At 61.5% G+C, this 19,535-nt stretch carries 15 protein-coding genes and 4 tRNA genes; 6 read left to right on the forward strand and 13 right to left on the reverse strand.

Features of this window, described 5'->3' with window-relative positions; translation table 11 throughout:
* Positions 1-302: 302 nt before the first annotated feature.
* The gene (locus G5137_RS12645; protein ID WP_421255487.1) at positions 303-758 is read right to left on the reverse strand and encodes a hypothetical protein; all 456 of its coding nucleotides are present in this window, start codon (positions 756-758) and stop codon (positions 303-305) included.
* A 443-nt stretch (positions 759-1,201) separates the two neighbouring features.
* Here G5137_RS12645 and G5137_RS12650 point away from each other — a divergent pair, with 443 nt between their 5' ends.
* The gene (locus tag G5137_RS12650) at positions 1,202-1,894 is read left to right on the forward strand and encodes a B3/4 domain-containing protein (RefSeq protein WP_421255488.1); all 693 of its coding nucleotides are present in this window, start codon (positions 1,202-1,204) and stop codon (positions 1,892-1,894) included.
* A 76-nt stretch (positions 1,895-1,970) separates the two neighbouring features.
* On the opposite strand, the gene G5137_RS12655 is transcribed toward G5137_RS12650, so the two are convergent.
* From G5137_RS12655 to plsY, 6 genes are all read right to left on the reverse strand, one after another.
* Positions 1,971-3,143 (reverse strand): CD0519/CD1768 family membrane protein, encoded by a 1,173-nt coding sequence (locus G5137_RS12655; RefSeq protein ID WP_215802146.1) that lies wholly within the window; start codon positions 3,141-3,143, stop codon positions 1,971-1,973.
* Between the two features lie 106 nt (positions 3,144-3,249).
* Positions 3,250-3,325, reverse strand: a tRNA-Asn gene (locus G5137_RS12660).
* A gap of 8 nt (positions 3,326-3,333) precedes the next feature.
* Positions 3,334-3,409: transfer RNA gene (locus G5137_RS12665), tRNA-Phe, on the reverse strand.
* 3 nt (positions 3,410-3,412) lie between these two features.
* Positions 3,413-3,488 (reverse strand) — tRNA-Thr (locus G5137_RS12670).
* 53 nt (positions 3,489-3,541) lie between these two features.
* A tRNA-Phe gene (locus tag G5137_RS12675) sits at positions 3,542-3,617 on the reverse strand.
* A gap of 47 nt (positions 3,618-3,664) precedes the next feature.
* Positions 3,665-4,327, reverse strand: coding sequence for a glycerol-3-phosphate 1-O-acyltransferase PlsY (gene plsY / locus G5137_RS12680; RefSeq protein WP_421255489.1), 663 nt, complete (start codon positions 4,325-4,327; stop codon positions 3,665-3,667).
* Between the two features lie 157 nt (positions 4,328-4,484).
* Between plsY and folB the strand changes: the two genes are divergently transcribed.
* The 3 genes from folB (at position 4,485) to G5137_RS12695 (ending at position 5,980) form a co-directional block, all read left to right on the forward strand.
* Complete coding sequence (folB, locus tag G5137_RS12685) at positions 4,485-4,856, forward strand: dihydroneopterin aldolase (RefSeq protein ID WP_108541652.1); 372 nt, start codon at positions 4,485-4,487, stop codon at positions 4,854-4,856.
* On the forward strand, positions 4,856-5,365 hold the full coding sequence (gene folK / locus G5137_RS12690; protein WP_421255490.1) for a 2-amino-4-hydroxy-6-hydroxymethyldihydropteridine diphosphokinase: 510 nt from the start codon (positions 4,856-4,858) through the stop codon (positions 5,363-5,365). Before folB ends, folK begins: the two co-directional genes overlap by 1 nt.
* A gap of 126 nt (positions 5,366-5,491) precedes the next feature.
* Complete coding sequence (locus tag G5137_RS12695; protein WP_335818772.1) at positions 5,492-5,980, forward strand: YbaK/EbsC family protein; 489 nt, start codon at positions 5,492-5,494, stop codon at positions 5,978-5,980.
* On the opposite strand, the gene mdtD is transcribed toward G5137_RS12695, so the two are convergent.
* Both mdtD and G5137_RS12705 read right to left on the reverse strand, forming a co-directional pair.
* Positions 5,952-7,355 (reverse strand): multidrug transporter subunit MdtD, encoded by a 1,404-nt coding sequence (gene mdtD / locus G5137_RS12700; protein WP_335818771.1) that lies wholly within the window; start codon positions 7,353-7,355, stop codon positions 5,952-5,954. The two genes, G5137_RS12695 and mdtD, sit on opposite strands and share 29 nt — an antisense overlap.
* An 11-nt stretch (positions 7,356-7,366) precedes the next feature.
* Complete coding sequence (locus G5137_RS12705) at positions 7,367-7,975, reverse strand: TetR/AcrR family transcriptional regulator (RefSeq protein WP_005355070.1); 609 nt, start codon at positions 7,973-7,975, stop codon at positions 7,367-7,369.
* A gap of 90 nt (positions 7,976-8,065) precedes the next feature.
* On the opposite strand from G5137_RS12705, the gene G5137_RS12710 reads away from it, so the two are divergent.
* Positions 8,066-9,166 carry an efflux RND transporter periplasmic adaptor subunit gene (locus tag G5137_RS12710; protein WP_421255491.1) on the forward strand — a complete coding sequence of 367 codons (1,101 nt, stop codon included), beginning with the start codon at positions 8,066-8,068 and terminating at the stop codon, positions 9,164-9,166.
* Positions 9,163-12,270: an efflux RND transporter permease subunit gene (locus G5137_RS12715; protein ID WP_421255492.1), complete on the forward strand. Its 3,108-nt coding sequence runs from the start codon at positions 9,163-9,165 to the stop codon at positions 12,268-12,270. Before G5137_RS12710 ends, G5137_RS12715 begins: the two co-directional genes overlap by 4 nt.
* On the opposite strand, the gene G5137_RS12720 is transcribed toward G5137_RS12715, so the two are convergent.
* The 4 genes from G5137_RS12720 to acnB form a co-directional block, all read right to left on the reverse strand.
* A complete protein-coding gene (locus G5137_RS12720) occupies positions 12,255-13,382 on the reverse strand; it encodes a CobW family GTP-binding protein (protein ID WP_421255493.1) in 1,128 nt (375 codons plus the stop codon). The genes G5137_RS12715 and G5137_RS12720 overlap by 16 nt on opposite strands.
* Before the next feature lie 9 nt (positions 13,383-13,391).
* A complete protein-coding gene (locus G5137_RS12725; protein ID WP_421255494.1) occupies positions 13,392-14,786 on the reverse strand; it encodes a D-arabinono-1,4-lactone oxidase in 1,395 nt (464 codons plus the stop codon).
* Positions 14,787-14,948: 162 nt separating this feature from the next.
* Positions 14,949-16,535 carry an EAL domain-containing protein gene (locus G5137_RS12730; protein ID WP_421255495.1) on the reverse strand — a complete coding sequence of 529 codons (1,587 nt, stop codon included), beginning with the start codon at positions 16,533-16,535 and terminating at the stop codon, positions 14,949-14,951.
* Between the two features lie 280 nt (positions 16,536-16,815).
* Positions 16,816-19,413: a bifunctional aconitate hydratase 2/2-methylisocitrate dehydratase gene (acnB, locus tag G5137_RS12735; RefSeq protein WP_139433417.1), complete on the reverse strand. Its 2,598-nt coding sequence runs from the start codon at positions 19,411-19,413 to the stop codon at positions 16,816-16,818.
* Positions 19,414-19,535 lie beyond the last annotated feature (122 nt).

Raw genomic sequence — 19,535 nt, forward strand, 5'->3', positions numbered from 1 at the left:
GACAGGATATCTCCACAAGCTGGGCAAGCTGCAGTGTATTCACTCATTACGTTGAGAGAACCCAGCACGAACCCTTTGAAGTGGTTACTGCATTTCTTACATTTCATTGATTTGATTGAAAACATCTTTGATTCTCCACGAATAGAAAGATATGAATTCCTCTCTTCTATGGATATGAAACGGGTGGGCTATTTCATGGGGAAATAGCCATAGTCACGCTTTGCATCACATCCACACGAATACGCTACCAGATTATTTATTGACAGGCTCGTCATCTACTGAAATCCATATTTTCAGTCATTTCACGCGCTGGCATTGAGCAGTTTGCCCACCCCCTCCCCCTTGCCATTGGGCAGGGTCTGTTTAAAGGCGCCGAGCAGCTGGTCGAGGTTGAGATTGCTGGCACCGAGGGAATCCTTGAGGGTATCGAGCTCGCTTTGCAGCGCATCGAGGCGGGTGCTCTGGGTACCATTGGCCAACTGGCTACGGGCGCTATCGATGGCGGCAGGGAGGGATTGGCCGCCATTCTCCTGCCCCAGAGTCTGCATCAGCTCCCCCATAAAGTGGTTGATGGCAGCGCGGTTCTGCTCGCTATTGGCATCCTTGATTCCCAGCCGCTGGAACAAGCTCTGGACGGTAGGGGCGAGGCGATCTTCCTGCACTGTTTGCTGCACAGACTCGGGTTTGGCACTGCTGCCGAGCAGCTGACTGCCCAGCTTGAGGGCGATAGAGGCAAGGGGAAGCAGGCTGCTGATCATGATATCTCTCCGCGACAACGACCCTTGATGGTGTTGCCAAGAGAAATGCATAAGCGGGGCCAGAACGATGAAAAAACGCCAGCCATAGCCAACTCATTGAGCAATCAAGCGATTTGAGTGACCGCCTCGTGCTTGGGCATGACAACTGAGGGCATCACAAGAGAGCCGGACGGCCAGCGGCTGCCGCTGCAGATCAAGGCGGCAAAGGGGTATTGCCGCAACGAACCGGAAACCGCAGGGCTACTCTTCGCTATATACCGGTACATGCCCGCCATCTCCTTGAACACATCATTTTTCATTCATGAAACTTATGGCTATTAAGATCATGTAAATTTTCTTATCTAAAATGTTCGCGCAAGATGGCTCTCAAACCGGATTTGCCGTTGCCGCTATGCTGGCCGGCAACCGCCTTCTCCCAGCCTCGTTCGTTTTATGGAGTCGCTATGTCCCTGATCACCCCCTATATCTCCCCCGAAGTCAGCCAGTTGGCTCCCAGCTTTCGCGCTCTGAGCATCACGGTGCAGGCCGCAGCCGTGGTCGACCCGAACGTGGGGGCACGCGCCCTTGATGAAGCCTGCACCGCCATGCTGACTGCCGATGTGCCGTGGGCAGAGGCGCATCTCGCCGCCTGGGGCGATCTATTCAGAAAGTTCGGCGCCAAGCCGCAGCGGACTCCCTGTTCCGCCGAAGCTCTGAGAAAACGGGTCGCCCGCGATGGCAACCTGCCCGCCATCGCTCCCGTAGTCGATCTCTACAACGCCATCAGTATCCGTTACGCCATTCCGGTGGGGGGCGAAAACCTGCTTGCCTATGAGGGACTGCCGCGACTGGTGGTGGCCGATGGCAGCGAGCGGTTCGATACCATGAAGGGGGGCGAGCCGACCCACGAACCAGTGGAGCCCGGCGAGGTCGTCTGGCGGGATGACAAGGGGGTCACCTGTCGGCGCTGGAACTGGCGGCAGGGTATACGCACCCGATTGAGTGTCGATTCGGGCCAGATGTGGTTCATTCTGGAGAGCCTGCCCGAGATGCCGCTGGCTGCGCTGCATGAGGCGGGGGAAAAACTGATCGCCGGGCTGCGGGAGATGATGCCGGAAGCGGTGATCGCACAGAGCCTGATCGGCGATGTTGAGTAAACCGAAGGACGAGCCAACTCGTCACCGATAGATACAGAAAGGGGCGCCGCAGCGCCCCTCTCTCTTTTCACTCTGCTCAGCCCAGCAGCATATAAAGCTGGTGCGCTGCCACCCCGGCGCACAGGCCGCCGACCGTGTGGGCGACAATGGCGCGGGAGGTGAGATGGCGATAGCCGAGAGCATCGAGCATGGCGGTGTGGGTGCTCAAAAAGCCGCTCCAGCACATCCCCATGGCGGTAAACACCGCGACCTCGTTGCCGGTGATCCACCCCTTGGCAATAAAGGGGGGCACCAGCGACATGGCGGCACCGACCGCACCGAGCGAGGTTGCCGGGAAGGCGACCAGCTCCGGCTGCTGGAAGCCGAACAGCAGGTCAAACAGCCAGCTAACCTTGGCGGCCAGCACCGGCAGCAGGGCAACCCCCTGAAACGCTTCGCCGGTATAGCCCTTCTCCCCCGGGCCGAAGGTGAGCAGCATGACGAAGGTACTGATGATGAGCACGCCCGGGATCACCGCCATTCCCAGCTCCACACCGGATTTGCCGCCATCGAGCAATGAGTTGAGGATCCGCAGCCAGCCCGGCGCCACCTCTTTGCTGACCCCGACCTTGTGCCCCTTGGCATCAGTCGGCTCATCGTCCAGCACCTCACCCACCAGCGGGCGGATCATCCGCTGCATCAGTCGGGTAGAGACCACAGAGCCAACCAGAGCGCCGAGCAGACCGATCAGCGCCGCGCTGGCGGTAGACTCCCCGCCCGGTAGCTGCAGGGTAGCCATAAAGGTCACCACGATCAGGCCCATGCCGAAGGCGGTACCGAAGTTGGTCAGAGACACCAGCTGCCAGGGAGTGAAGCCCTTGCGAAAGCGGCTGTCCTTGGCGAGGCTGATCACCGCCGGGTTATCGGAGAAGAAAGTCATCAGCGCCGCCAGCGCGGTGCGCCCCGGCAAGCGGAACACCGGCTTCATCAGGGGGGCCAGCAGCACCTCCAGCAGCCGGATCACCCCGAATTCGCTCAGCAGCTGGCTGAGAGCGCCGGAAAGTACGGTGATCCCCATGATGAAGAGCACGGTATTGAGCAGCAGCTGGTGGGCGGTATTGAACAGGGTGTTGACCATGGCGGAGAGGCCCATCTGGCTGCCGAGGTAGCCAAACAGGCTGCCCAGGATCAGCAGCACCAGCACGGGCTCAAGCCACTCGCGGATGGTGGCCAGTCGCCCCTTTGAGTCTATAACTACTTGATTTTCCATATCTATCCTGCCGTCATTCTGTGCGTGTGTGATTGTTGTTATGGTAAAAACTCGGTATTGAACCAAAGAAAAAAAGCCCTTGTCTTGCGACAAGGGCTTTTCGGTTTGGCTCCTCCTGCTGGGCTCGAACCAGCGACCTGCGGATTAACAGTCCGTCGCTCTACCGACTGAGCTAAGGAGGAATTATTAGTGGTGCCCAGAGACGGAATCGAACCGCCGACACGGGGATTTTCAATCCCCTGCTCTACCGACTGAGCTATCTGGGCAAATGGTGCCGGCTACCGGAATCGAACTGGTGACCTACTGATTACAAGTCAGTTGCTCTACCTACTGAGCTAAGCCGGCACACTTTAAACCATTGTGCATGAACAAATTTTTTATTTCATGGCACCAAAATTTGGTGCCCAGAGACGGAATCGAACCGCCGACACGGGGATTTTCAATCCCCTGCTCTACCGACTGAGCTATCTGGGCGTGGGCGCTATTAAACGGATTTTAAGGCGGATGGTCAACGGGAAATTTTACTTTTTGTCTCGTTCGTCTCTTTTTTGCTCAACATCACCCGTTTTTCCCACTTCCTCGCCACTGGCACACCCTTTTCGCCGCCAGACTCTGGGTTCTTCCCCCTTGAGCAGACGGGAAATGTTCTCGTGATGGCGGATCAGGATAAGGCAGGAGAGCAGCGAGACAGGGAGGGTGTATTCGGGTTTGAGCAGGTAGGTGAAGAGTGGCGTGAGCAGTACGGTAATGATGGAGGCCAGCGAAGAGTAGCCGCTTGCCAGCAACACCAGCAGCCAGGTGCCGATGACAGCGCCCCCCATGGTGAAGCCGAGCGGCATCATGGTGCCCAGCGCCGTAGCCACCCCCTTGCCACCGCGAAAATGAAAGAAGATGGGGTACATGTGGCCAAGACAGGCGGCCACCCCGATAAAGCCGAGGTAGACCGGCTTTATCTGCAAATACCAGGCGAGATAGACGGGCACAGTCCCCTTGAGCACATCGAGCAACAACACCACCAGCGCCGCCATCCGGCCACCGAGGCGCAGCACATTGGTTGCCCCCGGATTGTGGGAGCCATGATCCCGCGGGTCGGGCAGACCGGTGCAACGGGAGACCAGCACAGCACTGGATAGTGAACCACCCAGGTAGGCCAGAATAATCATCAAAATCGTCAGGGCCGTCATCTTGGTCGTTTTTACCACGATATGAATGGGGTATGATGCGGGCCACATACGCTGGCATGGGCCCATGCCCACCCAGAGCGCCTCGGCAAGCCTGTTGCCCGGCCAGCATCCCTGCGCTGTCATCACAGCCCATCAAGAGTAAAGAAGAAGTACAGTCATGGACAAGGTGTTTATTCGCGGACTCGAAGTTTTGACCACCATAGGTGTATATGAATGGGAGAAGGGCATTCGCCAAAAGCTCCGTTTTGACCTCGAGATGGGGTTCGACAACCGCCCCGCGGCAGCAACCGACGACATCAATCTGGCACTGGATTATGCCGACCTCTCCAACAAGATTTGCGAGCATGTCAGCGGCAAGGTGGTCGAGCTGGTCGAGACCATGGCCGAGCAGGTCGCCATGCTGGTTCTGATCGACGAGCGGGTGCAGTGGGTCAAGGTGACTCTCACCAAGCCGGGCGCAGTGCCCAATGCCGCCGGGGTCGGCGTCGAGATCCTGCGTCATCGCACGCCGGCCGCGAGCAGCAACTGATGACCACCATCTATATCAGCCTGGGCTCCAACATCGAGCGGGATCGCCATATTCGCGCCGGGCTCGATGCCCTGCACGCCGAATTTGGCGAGCTGCGGGTCTCCCGGGTATTCGAGAGCGAGGCGGTCGGCTTCAACGGCCGCCCCTTCTACAACCTGGTAGCGGCTGCCGAGACCGACCTGCCGCTGGCCACCGTCTGCCAGCGACTGCGGGCCATGGAGTTCGCCCACGGCCGCGAGCCGGATGCCAAGAAGTTCGCCCCGCGCACCCTGGATCTCGACCTGCTGCTCTATGGCGATCTGGTCTGCGACACCCCGCTGGTGCTGCCGCGCGGTGAACTGCTCACCAACGCCTTCGTGCTGTGGCCGCTGGCCGAACTGGCCCCCAATCTGCACCACCCCGTCGATGGCCGCACCATGGGCGAGCTGTGGCAAGCCTATGACAAGGCCTCCCAGCAGCTGTGTCCCATTCCCTTTCACTGGGAAGCGTGCGAATTGCAGCATCACTGATCCGCAAGGGCGCCTCACGGCGCCCTTGTTGTTTCCACAGACAGGGTTGCTTATCACGGATAAGAAAGTGTCATTGGGCCTGACCCTGCGAGGCTGGCAGGATAACGCCCACTACAGGAGAACCCCATGCCACTCGATACCATTCACCATTTCAACTGCCAGCTACTGGCCGAACTGCCCCACCAGCGCTATGAGCATGAACCCATCCTCGACTACGCCACCGATGAAAAGGTCAAGGCCCGCCTCGGCTGGCAGGCGGAGTTCAGCAAGACCCTGTTTCTCAAGTTCAAGGATGGCCGCTTCGCCCTGCTGCTGACCCACAGGGATGGACGGCTCGACAACAAGGCGGTCAAGGCTGCGCTCGGTGCCAAGCCCTCCATCTGCACCGCCGAAGAGATGCAGACGGAGATCGGCTGCCTGCCGGGGGCGGTCTGCCCCTTCCTGCCCCGCGCCGATATTCCGCTACTGGTGGATCCGCAACTGCTCAACCACACCGCCTTCACCTGGACTCCGGGCCACCCGGAGCAGACCTTTCTGCTGGCTACCACCCATCTGGCCGAGGTGCTGGCGCAGCTCCCCTGCGAGGTCAGCTATCTGCCCGCGCCGACGGCGTAGCACCATCGCGCGCCAGCTGGGCGAAGATCAGCGCCGCCAGCATGGAGAGCAGCCCGACACAGAGGTAGGTAAGGTGGAACCCGGCCAGCCACTGGCCGTTGGCCGCTGAGGTGCCCGCCGAGAAGAGCCCGAGCAGGCTGGCGGCAATCGCCACCCCCAAACTCATGGAGAGTTGCATCACTACCGAGAGCAGACCGTTGCCACTGCTGGCTAGGATCGGGCTGAGATCTTGCAGCGTGAGAGTGTTCATGGCGGAGAACTGCAGCGAGTTGATGGCGCCGAAGATCGCCAGCCAGCCCAGCAAGACCCCGTAGGGGAGCTGGTTGTCGATAAAGTAGAAGCTGGCGATCATCGCCCCCAGCAACAGGGTGTTGCCGATCAGGATGCGGCGATAGCCCACCTTCGGAATAAGCTTGTTCACCAGCGTCTTGGTCAGCATGGCACCAATCACGGTGGGGATCATGGTCATCCCCGCCTTGCTTGGCGAGAAACCGAGCCCCAGTTGCAGAAACAGCGGGGTGAGGAAGGGCATGGCGCCGCTGCCGAGGCGGGCAAACAGGTTGCCCCAGATGCCGATGGCAAAGGTGGCGGTCTTGAACAGGTTCAGGCTAAAGAGCGGCTGCTGTGCATTGGCGGCATAGAGCCAGTAGCTCGCCATCGCCGCCAAGCCGAAGATCAGTGCAAACAGCGCCCAACCGGTAGAGATGCTGTGCTCCCCCAGACCCTGCAAGCCGACCGACACCAGCACCATGCCGACGCTGAACATCACAAAGCCCTGCCAGTCGAACCGGGCGGTCTGCTGCCGCAGCTCCGGCATAAAGTGCCAACTGGCGATAAAGCCGAGCAGCCCCACCGGCAGGTTGATGAGAAATACCCAGTGCCAACTCGCCACTTCCACCAGCCAGCCACCGAGCGCCGGCCCCATCAGCGGGCCAAGCAGCCCCGGAATGGTGACAAACGACATCACCCGCAGCAGCTCGTGCTTGTCATAGACCCGCAGCACCGCCAACCGTCCCACCGGCATCAGCAGCGCACCGCCAATCCCCTGAAGCACCCGGGCGGCAACCAGCATGGAGAGCGAATTGGAGGCGGCACAGGCGAGCGAGCCCAACGTGAACAGCGAGATGGCGGCCAGATAGATGCGACGGGTGCCGAATCTGTCAGCCAACCAGCCGGAGGCCGGGATCAGCAGCGCCACCGTCAGCATGTAGGCAATGATCACCGACTGCATCTGCAGCGGGCTCTCTCCCAAGGTCTCGGCCATGCTGGGCAGGGCGGTGTTGAGAATGGTGCCATCCAGCGCCTGCATAAAGAAACCGACCGCCGCCAGCAGGGGCAGCCATTTGCGCTGGGCATCTGTCACTGTGTGGCTCATTGCCACCTCCATTATTTTTGCGGGGGAGCGGCGGCGGTCAGGAAGAGATCGACACAACTCAGGGTCCAGGCATCCTGCTCGGCAGCGCTCTGGGTCAACGGCAGACCCAGCTCACGGAGCATGCGCTCCTTGCCCTGCCACATCAGCAACAGCTGCAAGGCGGCCTGTTCGCTGTCTTGATGGCACAGCAGGCCTTGCTGCTTCTGCTGCTCCAGCCAGTTGGACAGCATCTCGGTCACGTAGAGCGGGCCCGCCTCGAAAAAAAGGGTGGCCAGCTGGGCATCGTTGCAGCTGATGCAGGTGCGAAAGATATTGATGGCATCATCGCTCAGGATCAACTTGCGAAAGCTGCGACCAAAGGCAATCAGGCTCTCCCGCACATTGTTGCCACGCAGCAACACCTCCGGCATCAGCTCACTACTGACGCACTTGCTGCCCACCGCTTCGGCAAACAGCGACTCCTTGTTGGCAAAATGGCTGTAGACCGTCTGCTTGGAGACGCCCGCTTCACTGGCCACCATGTCCATGCTGACCAGATGCAGACCGTGCTGACAGAAGAGCCGCCCGGCAGCATCGAGGATCGCAGCCCGCTTCTGCTGACTACGGGGTGAAATGTTCATTTTTCCTCCACAATCAAACTGGACAGTCTAGTTTCGAAAAACTAGACTCACCGGTGTGATTTGATGTTATGTCAACCAGAGGATGATGTCATGACACTTTGCTTAATCCTGCTGGCGCTGTTACTGAGTGGCTGCAGCCCGGTCACAGAGTCAGAAGAAACACCCGCCCTGACCCGGGTGATCGCCCAGCCGCTGCAAGCCAGCGATCACTACCCGGTGCTGCACCGCTTCAATGGCCGGGTGATCGCCCCCGAGCACAGCCAGATAGGCTTCGAGCTGGCAGGGCGGATCGCCACTCTGCACAAGGGACGCGGAGAGCCGGTAGCGGCCGGTGAACTGCTCGCCACACTGGACACCCGGCTGCTGGCAGTGGAAGCCAAAGAGCTGGCCGCCCGGGCTTCCCAGAACGAGGCAGAACTGACCCTTGCCCGGCAGACGCTCGATCGACTCACCGCCCTGCGCCAGCAGCAGTTCAGCTCCCGTCAGGCGCTGGATGAACAGCAAGGCAAAGTCCGCATGCTGGAGGCAAGCGCCAACCAGCTGGCCGCCGCCCTCGAAGCCAACCGGGTCAAACAGGAGAAATCACAGCTGCGCGCCCCTTTCAACGGGATCGTAGTCAGCCGCGAGCAGGCATTGGGGGCCGTGGTGGCAGCAGGCCAGCCTCTCTTCTCCCTGACCCGCAGCGGCCAGTGGGAGGCCGATATCGGCGTGCCGGTGAAACAGGCCGAGTCCCTGATCGTCGGCCAACGCTACCCCCTGCAAAGCGGTGCGCAATCACTGGAGGGGCGCCTGCTTAATCTGGGGGTACAAGTGGACGGGCAGACCCACACCCGCACCGCCCGCTTCCAGCTGACCCGGGGCGGCGAACAGCTGGCAGAGGGGCAACTGATCACCCTGTTGCATCAGACCCGCGAGCCCACCCGCGCCTACGAGGTACCGCTCACCGCGCTGACCCAGGGATTGCGCGGCAGCTGGACCCTCTATCTGCTCAACGACGAAACGCCACCCCGGGTGGTCAGTCGGGACGTCACCCTGCTGCAGCAAGATGGCGAGCGGGCCTGGATCAGTGGTGCCCTGAATGGACAGGAACAGCTGGTGACCGATGGCCTGCATAAACTGGTGCCGGGCCAGCAGGTCACCCTGACAACCAGCGTGGATCATCAAACGGCGCATCCGGAGCCACAGTCATGATCCGCCCGTTTATCGAGAATGGCCGCCTGCTGCTGTTGACGGTCGCGCTGCTGCTGACGGCCGCCCTTGCGGCATTGCAGACCCTGCCCAGAACAGAAGATCCCCAGCTCACCAGCCGTTTTGCCAGCGTGGTTACCCACTTCCCCGGGGCCAGCGCCGAACGGGTGGAAGCGCTGGTGAGCGAGCCCATCGAGAACCGGCTGCGGGCCCAGAGCGAGATCAAGCTGATCGAGTCGAGCTCTCGCCCCGGCCTCTCCATCATCAATCTGGAGCTCAAGGATGAGGTCAGCGATGTCGAACCTGTCTGGTCCAGAGTCCGTGACCGGCTGGCAGATCTTGCCGCCGGGCTGCCAGCTGGCGCCAGTGCCCCCAAGCTGGATGACGAGAAGGGCTACCCCTTCACCCGGCTGGTCAATGTAGTCTGGCGCGGGCCGGGCCAGCCACAGCTGGATCGCCTCGCCCGCTACAGCGCCGAGCTGGAACGCCGGGCTCGCCAGCTACCGGGCACCGAATACGTCGAGCGGGTCGGGGCACCGCAGGAGGAGATCGAGGTGCGGTTCGATCCCCTCGCCCTCAGTGCCAGCGGCATGAGTGGCGAACAGCTTGCCCAGGCGCTGAGTGGTGCCGATGCCAAAGTGGCCGCCGGGGAGCTGCAGGGTAGCCACAATCGCTTTCAGGTGGAGATCCGCGGCGCCCTCGATACCCTGGAGCGGATCCGCCAGATCCCGCTGCGTACCGGCGAGCAGGGCCAGACCCTGCGCCTTGGCGATCTTGCCGAGGTAAGACGTACCCTGCACCAGCCGGAGAGCCAGCTGGCCTTTGCCAATGGTGAGCGAGCCGTGGTGGTCGGCCTGCGCATGGCACAGGATCACCGCATCGACCTCTGGTCGGCACGGGTCGACACCATGCTGGCCCAGCTGCAACAAGACTTGCCGGATAATATCGGCCTCGTCACCAGCTTCGATCAGCAGCGTTATACCGATCAGCGGCTCGACACCCTGCTCATCAACATTGTGCAGGGCTTCCTCATCATAGTGGCCGTGCTGCTGGTGACCTTGGGGGTCAAGGCCGCCATTATCGTAGCCCTGTCGCTGCCGCTTACCGTGGCGTTCTCATTCGCCTGCATGAACCTGATCAATCTGCCCATTCACCAGATGTCGGTCACCGGTCTGGTGGTGGCGCTCGGGATCATGGTGGACAACGCCATCGTCATGGCGGATCGGGTGCAGTATCAGCGCCGCCACGGCATGGCCATGAGTGCCGCCGCACTGGAAGCCATCGGCCACCTCTGGCTGCCACTGCTGGGCTCCACCCTCACCACCATGCTCGCCTTTATGCCGATCATTCTGATGCCGGGCCCGGCGGGCGAGTTTGTCGGCGGCATCGCCTGGGCGGTGATCTGCTCGCTGCTGGGATCCTACCTCATCGCCCACACCCTGGTGGCTGGCCTCGCAGCCCGCTGGATTGGCCGTGATCAGGGGGGACGCTGGTATCAGGATGGCTTGCACCTGCCCCGGGTGAGCGCCCGTTTCCAGCAGAGCATCGCCATGGCGCTGGCTCACCCCTGGCGCACCCTGCTGCTGGTCAGTCTGCTGCCCCTGCTCGGTTTCTGGGTGGCGGGCCGCCTCACCGAACAGTTCTTTCCCCCTGCCGATCGGGACATGATCCACATCGAGGCCAGCCTCTCCCCACAGGCGAGCCTGGCGCACACCCGCGAGCTGGCACTGGGGATCTCCGCCGAGCTGGACAACCTCCCCGAGCTGGTTCGTCAGGACTGGGTGGTGGGCGACAACGCCCCCAGCTTCTACTACAACCTGGTGCCCAGAAAACAGGGGCGGGCCGATTACGCCCAGGGGATGATCACTCTGCAGGATGCCGATGCTGCCGAGCGGCTCATTCCACAACTGCAGCAGCGGCTCGATGCAAAATTTCCCGAAGCGCAGATCCTGGTGCGCAAGCTGGAACAGGGGCCGCCCTTCAATGCCCCGGTCGAGCTGCGGCTGTTTGGCCCCGACCTTGAACAACTACACCGTCTGGGAGAGGAGCTTCGCAGTCTGCTCGCCAATACCCCGGCAGTGGTGCAGACCCGCGCCACCTTGCAGGCCGGGGCCCCCAAACTCTGGTTGCAGGTCGATGAGGAGGCCGCCCGACTGGCAGGCATGAGTCTGACCGATGTTGCCTCCCGGCTGGCGGGCGCACTGGATGGCAGGTTGGGCGGCACTGTGCTGGAAGGCACCGAGTCAATACCGGTACGGGTACGGCTGGCCGAGCCCTTGCGTCAGGATCCGGATGCGCCGCTCAATGTGCCGCTATCGCTCACCGGCACCGGCCAGCAAGAGGCAGCCACTCTCACCTTGCGGGCACTGGCCACTCCCGAGCTGCTGCCAAGTTGGGGGGAGATCAGCCGTCGGGATGGTGAGCGGGTCAATGTGCTGGAGGCCTATCTGGCGGTCGGCGTACTGCCGCAAACCGTGCTGGAGCAGGTCAAAGAGAGGCTGGCCGCCAAGGCGCTGGCGTTGCCGCCGGGCTATCGACTGGAGTTTGGCGGGGAAGCCGCCAAGCGGGATGAATCGGTGGGCAATCTGATGGCCCATGTCAGCCTGGTCGCCGTGCTGCTGGTGGCCGTGCTGGTGCTCAGCTTCAACTCGTTCCGGCTGGCAGGCATCGTCACCCTGGTGGCGATCCAGTCGGCGGGGCTCGGCCTGCTGTGGGTCTGGCTACTGGGCTACCCCTTCGGGTTTACGGTGATCATCGCCCTGCTGGGACTGATGGGGCTGGCCATCAACGCCGCCATCGTCATTCTGGCCGAGCTGAAGGCAGACCCACAGGCACAGCAGGGCAATCTGCCGCAGATCCGCGATCTGGTGGCCGGTTGCAGCCGCCACATCGTCTCGACCACCATCACCACGGTGGGCGGCTTCATCCCGCTATTGCTGGGGGGCGGCGGCTTCTGGCCACCCTTTGCCATCGCCATCGCCGGTGGCACAGCGCTGGCGACCCTGCTCTCGTTCTACTTTGTGCCGGTGGCGTTCGTGCTGTTCAACCGTCGCCGTCCTGACCCGGTGCAGGAGAGCTGCAACGCGCAAGATCAGTTGTCGGGCTGACCCAGCATGGCTTTGAGCCGCTCTTCCAGAGTGGGCTCGGGGGCCTTGAGGGTCGCCATAAAGAGCTGCTCGATACCGGCCTTGTCCTGACTTTTCACGATAAACACCAGTCGGGACTGGGCCTTGCCCTCCGGCCACTCACCCAGTGCCTGCAGCGGATAGAGCTGACCGTGGACGCCGTGGATCACCACCGGCTGGCTCTCCCCTTCCAGCTGCAAGATCCCCTTGAGGCGCAGCAGGGCATCGCCGTATTGGGCCTGCACCGCATCGATGGCGGCCAGCAGACGAGAGGGTTTGAGCGGCTCGCCGATGCGCAGGGAGAAACTCTCGATGTTGCCGTGCTCGAAGTGGGTGGGCGCAGCTGTGCCCACCTTGGCGGCGAACGGCTGCATCTTCGGCTGCATGGGTGACGCCAGCCCCTGCTTGGGGGATTCGGTGCGCAGCCAGGCCAGCAGCTGGCGCACATCGCGCCCCGCCGCTTCGTTGTAGGCACCGAGCTTCTCCAGCACCGCTGGCGACAGTTCGCCATTGGTCACCTGCTGGATCGGGGCCGCCGGATTGAGTGCAGTCAGCTGGGCTTCGACCCGTGCCAGCTGCTCGTCCTCCACCAAATCCCCCTTGCTCACCACCAGCAGATCCGCCAGCGCCACCTGTTTCACCGCCTCATACTGGGCCGCCAACTGCTGCTCGATATGACCGGCGTCCACCACGGTGACAGTGCCATCGAAGCGGTAGCGCTGGGCGATAAAGCCCTCTTCGCGCAGGGTAAATAGCACGGGGGCAGGATCTGCCAGACCGGTGGTCTCGATAATCAGCCGCTTGAACGGTTTGATCTTGCGCTGGATGGCCTTCATAAAGAGCCCCTGCAGCGCCTCCACCAAAGAGCCCTGCACCGAGCAGCAGATGCAGCCGGAGTCGAGCAGCATCACCTGCTCATCCACCTGTTGCACCAGATGGTGATCCAGCCCCACCGAGCCGAACTCGTTGATCAGCACGGCGCACTCACCGAGCTCCGGCTGCTTGACCCAGTGGTTGAGCAAGGTGGTCTTGCCGCTGCCGAGAAAGCCGGTCAGCAGAGTCACTGGGATACGGGTATCTTGCATATCGGTCATGTCAGATCCTTACCGGTTGGCAAACAGGTCGCTGAGCCAGCGGTTTTCAAAGCGGCCGTGGGGGTCGAGCTCGGCTTTCAACGCCACAAAGTCGTTCCAGCGCGGCAGCAGGGCCGGGAAGTCATACAGATCCATCGCCAGATGCTTGCCGAAGTGGGGAATGCCGCCAAGGGGCGCCAGCAGTTGCTGCAACTCGCGCATCTGCTCCATGGAGCCGTTGACGAAGGTGCCGTCCGCCGCCAGATAGACCAGAAAACCGATCCAGCAGACCGGCTGGCCGTAGGCGGCACTGAGCCAGGCCTCGGAAGAGCCGGTGCAACGCAGGATAAAGGGGTAGTGCAACACGCCTGGGTTGGCCTGCTGCCAGGCCTGCAGGGTCTCCAGTGCCTCGTTCATGCGATTAAGCGGCACCGCCACTTCGCAGTTGATCTGGGGCGCAGGGATCCCCTTGCAGAGAATTTGGTAGACGTTGCCCACCAGATCGGAGGCATCCTTGAAGCGGCGCACCGTCTCGAAGTGCTCACCCGCCAGCGCCTCATCCTTGGTGTCCTTCGCCATCTTCTGCAGGGTGGCGTCGATGGTGGCGTTCATGCGGGCGTCGATATCGCCATCCAGCAGCAGCGGCTCGCTGCCACCGGCACGATAGCGGGCCACCTCTTCATCAGAGGCGGGATCCACCAACCAGATGTGGCTCTCGCCGGTCCAGGCAAACCACCAGCTCTTCACAAAGCCGTGCTCACGATTGAGCCGCTCGTTGTGCTCCAAGAGGAAGGGGTAATCGGTGGTGAACTTGGTGCAGCGCATGATGCGGTTGGGCACGGTGCGCAGGGTGACGTCGAGCAGGATGCCGAGCATCCCCATCCCCATCACGAAGGCACCGAAGCGCGGATCGGTGCGATCCACCCGGATGATGTCGCCATTGGCCAGCATCACCGTCATCGCCTCCACCGCATCGCAGAGGGCTGACTGGTGCAGCCCCTGACCGTGGGTGCCGGTGCTGAGGGCGCCGCCCAGGGTCTGGATGCCGATAACGCCCGGGGATGCGGGCAGCATCCGCTCCATGGCGATCAGCTCGGCATAAACGGTATCGAGTGGCGTCCCCGCCTGATAGGTCACGGTATCGGCAGTTTTCGCCAGCTGGCCGCGCAGGTGGTGCAAGTCCACCAGCAGCGCCTGACTGCCTTCGGCATAGACGCTGTGGATGGGTTCGAAAGAGAGGCCGGAGCCGATAAGGCGCAGCTTGCGCTCGGGGTGTTCCCGCAGCAGAGCTTGCAGCTCGTCGCGGGTTTTCGGGCGCCACACCTGATCCAGCGCCCCGAGGGGATTGGTTCTCGACCAGTTGAACAGCACCTCCCGATTACCGATCGCCTTGATGCTGTGAAATGCCTGGAACTGAACCGTCATACCGCGCCTCATCTTTTACTGACGTCAAAATGAGCGCTGATTCTACCGAAAAGCGAGCCGCAAGGCATGAAAAACAAGCCCCTGCACTCGAGGGGGGATAGGGAGAGAGCACTTCCCTACCCTGCCAGACGGGAGCTTGTCCGCCCGTCTGTCACCGATAGATCAGGTGGCGTTCGGGATGCCTCGCACCCCATCTGGCTGGCGGGTCTGTGCCTCTTCCGGCAGCAGCTCCTCGCAGAACTGGCGCAGCGGCATGGGGCGGGCAAACAGATACCCCTGCAGATAATCGACCCCTTTGGCCCTGAGGTAGTCAGCCTGACGCTCGCTCTCCACCCCTTCCGCCACCAGCGCCAGACCGAGCCGGGTCGCCAGGTCGATCACGTTGTCCACGATATGCTCCGAGAGCGACTCGGTACCGATGCGGGCAATAAAGGATTTGTCGATCTTGAGGTAATCCACATGAAACTGCTGCAGGTAAGCCAGGCTGGAGTGGCCGGTACCAAAGTCGTCGATGGCGAGTTTGACCCCCATCTCGTCCAGCTGGCGGAACAGGGAGAGGGTCTGGGGATCGGACATCAGCAGCTCCCGCTCGGTCAGCTCCAGCACCAGTACCACCTTGCCGGGGAGGAAGTGACCGAGAAAGGCGCGGCACTCGGCCAACAGGGCAAAATCGTGGCAATGGGCGGCGCTGATGTTGAAGCTGATATGAAACCCATCGGGCAACTGCTCCTGAGAGCGGTTCAACCGTGTCGCCACCTGCTTCATGATATGGGTGGTCATGGGGACGATCAGTCCCGACTCCTCTGCTTGCGGAATAAAGAGATCGGGCCGGATCACTCCTTCATTGACATGTTCCCAGCGCATCAGCACCTCGGCGCCCATCATCTTGCCGTCGTGGCTGGCAATCAGCGGCTGCAGATAGGGAACAAACTCCCTGGCCCGCAGGGCTCGTCGCAACTCATCTGTTGGCGAGCCGGGCCGCCCCAGCACCCACCACACCAGCCAGGCCAGCAAAAGCGAGGAAACCGCCAGCCACGACAGCGCCACATGCCGCGCGGCCCACAGCGACTTCCAGTAGACCGGCATGGCATAACCGGCATGGATGGTGAAAGGATAATGGGATGAGGTGAGGGCCTGGCTGATCCCGCGATGGAGGGTGGGCGCCTCGCTCAGATAGCGGCCCGACTCATTGAGCCAGGCAGACCCCACCTGCAGATAGAGCGCACTGGATTTTCCGCTCATGGAGAGCATGAAGCTGAGCTGGGTACTGTCGATGGCGCTCAAGGCGGCATCCTTGCCCTGCTCGGTGCGCACTACCAGCAGCGGGTGATTTTGCCGCACCCGGTTGCCACTCATCAGCAGCAGCTTGCGGCCGGTGTAAATGGAGCCGTCATCGGCATCATTGGCCTCACCAAACAGCGAGGTGCAATTGATGATGCCGTTTCGCACCAGATTGACCGAACGCAGGAAGGGCTCGATGGCGACCTTCTTGCGCAGCACCAGCAGGTTGTCGCGACAGGGAGCATTCACCAGAGGCAGCACGTAGCGGTTGGCCTGCTCCGCATGATCCAGCATCGACTCCATCAGGGTTCTGGCCTTGTGGGCCGAGGCGCTGGATTCCGCTTTCAGCTCCTGCACATAATTGCTGTGGATGAGCCAAGCTCCCACCAGCAGCGGCAGGGTAAAGACCAGCAAGGCACCGCCGAAGCGTAACCCGGTTCGGGAGAGATCGATCCTGAACAGAAACATAAAGAACCACGCCGCAATTCGTCAGGCCTGCCAACGCAAGCACCCAGTGAACAGATATCCACTTTCCCTCGATAACGATGCCTCATCATTACCGCACATAACCGAACAACATAACCCAAAGCGTTTATAAAACGAACCACCAAACAGGTGGTTGGATCTCTCTAGCAAGGATCGTGCAAACAATCTTCAAAAAAGACGGTGAATAACACACAAATAAATAATGCCGCGTAAATACGCGGCATTATTGGCTTCTTATCGCGCAAATCGCGCAAGAACTCCGTTAAACGGCTTGCTGCAGGATCACCGCATCGGCCTTCTTGGTGTAGGAGGCGATCTCGTTGAAGTTGAGGTAGCGGTAAGTATCTGCCGCAGTGGCATCGAGCGCCTTGGCGTACTGCAGGTACTCCGCCACAGTCGGGATCTTGCCGAGGATGGCGGCAACGGCGGCCAGCTCCGCAGAGGCCAGATAGACGTTGGCACCTTTACCCAGACGGTTCGGGAAGTTACGGGTGGAGGTGGAAACCACGGAGGCCCCTTCCGCTACCCGCGCCTGGTTGCCCATGCAGAGGGAGCAGCCCGGGATCTCGATGCGGGCACCGACGCGACCAAAGATGCCGTAGTAGCCCTCTTCGGTCAGCTGATCCTTGTCCATCTTGGTGGGCGGCGCGATCCACATGCGGGTAGGCAGCTCGCCCTGATACTTCTCGAGCAGTTTGCCGGCGGCACGGAAGTGACCGATGTTGGTCATGCACGAACCGATGAACACCTCGTCGATCTTGTCGCCAGCCACGTCGCTCAGCAGACGGGCATCGTCCGGATCGTTCGGCGCACACAGGATCGGCTCCTTGATGGTGGCCAGATCGATCTCGATGATTTCGGCGTACTCGGCATCCTTGTCCGCTTCCATCAGGGTCGGGTTGGCCAGCCACTCTTCCATCCCCTTGATGCGACGGGTGATGGTGCGTACGTCGCCGTAGCCTTCGGAGAGCATCCATTTCAGCATCACGATGTTGGACTTCAGATACTCGATGATCGGCTCTTTATCCAGCTTGATGGTGCAACCGGCTGCGGAACGCTCGGCGCTGGCATCAGCCAGTTCGAACGCCTGCTCCACCTTCAGGGTCGGCAGACCTTCGATCTCGAGGATACGGCCGGAGAAGATGTTCTTCTTGCCCGCTTTCTCGACGGTCAGCAGCCCTTTCTGGATGGCGGCATAGGGGATGGCATGGACCAGATCACGCAGAGTGATGCCCGGTTGCAGTTCGCCCTTGAAGCGCACCAGCACCGACTCCGGCATATCCAGCGGCATCACGCCGGTGGCGGCGGCGAAGGCCACCAGACCGGAGCCCGCCGGGAAGGAGATACCGATGGGGAAACGGGTGTGGGAGTCACCACCGGTACCCACGGTATCCGGCAGCAGCATGCGGTTCAGCCAGGAGTGGATGACGCCGTCACCCGGACGCAAGCTCACACCACCGCGGTTCATGATGAAGTCCGGCAGGGTGTGGTGAGTCTGTACGTCGATGGGCTTCGGATAGGCCGCGGTGTGGCAGAAGGACTGCATGGTCAGATCGGCGGAGAAGCCGAGGCAGGCCAGATCTTTTAGCTCGTCGCGGGTCATCGGGCCCGTGGTGTCCTGAGAGCCGACCGTGGTCATCTTGGGCTCGCAGTAAGTGCCCGGGCGAATGCCCTTCACGCCGCACGCCTTGCCCACCATCTTCTGGGCCAGGGTGAAGCCTTTACCGGTATCGGCCACCGGCTGCGGGCGACGGAATACGGTGGAGAACGGCAGACCCAGCGCTTCGCGGGCCTTGTCAGTGAGGCCGCGACCGATGATCAGCGGAATACGGCCACCGGCGCGCACTTCGTCGATCAGCACGTCGGTTTTCAGTTCAAACTGCGCCAGCACCTGTTCGGTGCCGTGTTTGCAGATCTTGCCGGCATAGGGGTAGATGTCGATCACATCGCCCATTTCCAGCTTGGAGACGTCCACTTCGATAGGCAGTGCGCCGGCATCTTCCATGGTGTTGAAGAAGATCGGGGCAATCTTGCCACCCAGACAGACACCGCCAGCGCGCTTGTTCGGCACGAACGGAATGTCGTCACCCATGAACCAGAGCACCGAGTTGGTGGCGGATTTACGGGAAGAACCGGTACCGACCACGTCACCCACATAAGCCAGCGGGAAGCCTTTCTCTTTCAGGGCATCGATGGTCTTGATGGGGCCGACGGCGCCATCCTTGTCCGGAGTAATGCCGGGACGGGCGTTTTTCAGCATCGCCAACGCGTGCAGCGGAATGTCCGGGCGGGACCAGGCGTCCGGTGCCGGCGAGAGGTCGTCGGTGTTGGTTTCGCCAGTCACCTTGAACACGGTGACGGTGATCTTCTCGGCCAACTCCGGGCGGGAGAGGAACCACTCGGCATCAGCCCAGGATTGCATCACCTGTTTGGCGTGGGCATTGCCCGCCTTGGCCTTCTCTTCCACGTCGTGGAAAGAGTCAAACATCAGCAGGGTGTGGGAGAGCCCCTTGGCGGCCAGCGGCGCCAGGGTGGCGTGATCCAGCAGGTCGATCAGCGGCTGAATGTTGTAACCACCCTGCATGGTGCCCAGCAGCTCGACAGCTTCGGCGGCAGTCAGGATGGGAGAGTGGGCTTCGCCCTTGGCGACGGCGGTGAGGAAGCCGGCTTTGACATAGGCCGCTTCATCAACACCGGGGGGAATACGGGAGGACAACAGCTCTTTCAGAAAGTCTTCTTCGCCAGCGGGCGGGTTCTTGAGCAGTTCAACCAGGGCGGCGACCTGCTCTGCATCCAGAGGTTTGGCGACCACGCCCTCGGCAGCACGTTCTGCGACGTGTTTACGGTATGTTTCAAGCACGACTAATTCCTCTTTGGTCTTTTTTTGGGGTTCGCCCAAGCTCGCGGCGATCGTCCTTGCGGGACACCCCGTAGGGTGCTCCCCACTATATAAGTTTTAACGACTAATTAAAATCCAAACCC

The organism is Aeromonas sp. 600282, assembly GCF_049175755.1.
In the GTDB taxonomy this organism is placed as follows: Bacteria; Pseudomonadota; Gammaproteobacteria; order Enterobacterales; family Aeromonadaceae; genus Aeromonas; species Aeromonas veronii_A.

What these genes read in the sequence shown, in the direction of transcription:
- folB (WP_108541652.1), top strand. Translation starts at nt 4,485, where the DNA reads ATGGACAAGGTGTTTATTCGCGGACTCGAAGTTTTGACCACCATAGGT.
- G5137_RS12645 (WP_421255487.1), bottom strand. Translation starts at nt 758, where the DNA reads ATGATCAGCAGCCTGCTTCCCCTTGCCTCTATCGCCCTCAAGCTGGGC.
- G5137_RS12725 (WP_421255494.1), bottom strand. Translation starts at nt 14,786, where the DNA reads ATGACGGTTCAGTTCCAGGCATTTCACAGCATCAAGGCGATCGGTAAT.
- G5137_RS12720 (WP_421255493.1), bottom strand. Translation starts at nt 13,382, where the DNA reads ATGACCGATATGCAAGATACCCGTATCCCAGTGACTCTGCTGACCGGC.
- G5137_RS12655 (WP_215802146.1), bottom strand. Translation starts at nt 3,143, where the DNA reads ATGGAAAATCAAGTAGTTATAGACTCAAAGGGGCGACTGGCCACCATC.
- G5137_RS12730 (WP_421255495.1), bottom strand. Translation starts at nt 16,535, where the DNA reads ATGTTTCTGTTCAGGATCGATCTCTCCCGAACCGGGTTACGCTTCGGC.
- G5137_RS12695 (WP_335818772.1), top strand. Translation starts at nt 5,492, where the DNA reads ATGCCACTCGATACCATTCACCATTTCAACTGCCAGCTACTGGCCGAA.
- G5137_RS12715 (WP_421255492.1), top strand. Translation starts at nt 9,163, where the DNA reads ATGATCCGCCCGTTTATCGAGAATGGCCGCCTGCTGCTGTTGACGGTC.
- plsY (WP_421255489.1), bottom strand. Translation starts at nt 4,327, where the DNA reads ATGACGGCCCTGACGATTTTGATGATTATTCTGGCCTACCTGGGTGGT.
- G5137_RS12650 (WP_421255488.1), top strand. Translation starts at nt 1,202, where the DNA reads ATGTCCCTGATCACCCCCTATATCTCCCCCGAAGTCAGCCAGTTGGCT.
- G5137_RS12705 (WP_005355070.1), bottom strand. Translation starts at nt 7,975, where the DNA reads ATGAACATTTCACCCCGTAGTCAGCAGAAGCGGGCTGCGATCCTCGAT.
- folK (WP_421255490.1), top strand. Translation starts at nt 4,856, where the DNA reads ATGACCACCATCTATATCAGCCTGGGCTCCAACATCGAGCGGGATCGC.
- G5137_RS12710 (WP_421255491.1), top strand. Translation starts at nt 8,066, where the DNA reads ATGACACTTTGCTTAATCCTGCTGGCGCTGTTACTGAGTGGCTGCAGC.
- mdtD (WP_335818771.1), bottom strand. Translation starts at nt 7,355, where the DNA reads ATGAGCCACACAGTGACAGATGCCCAGCGCAAATGGCTGCCCCTGCTG.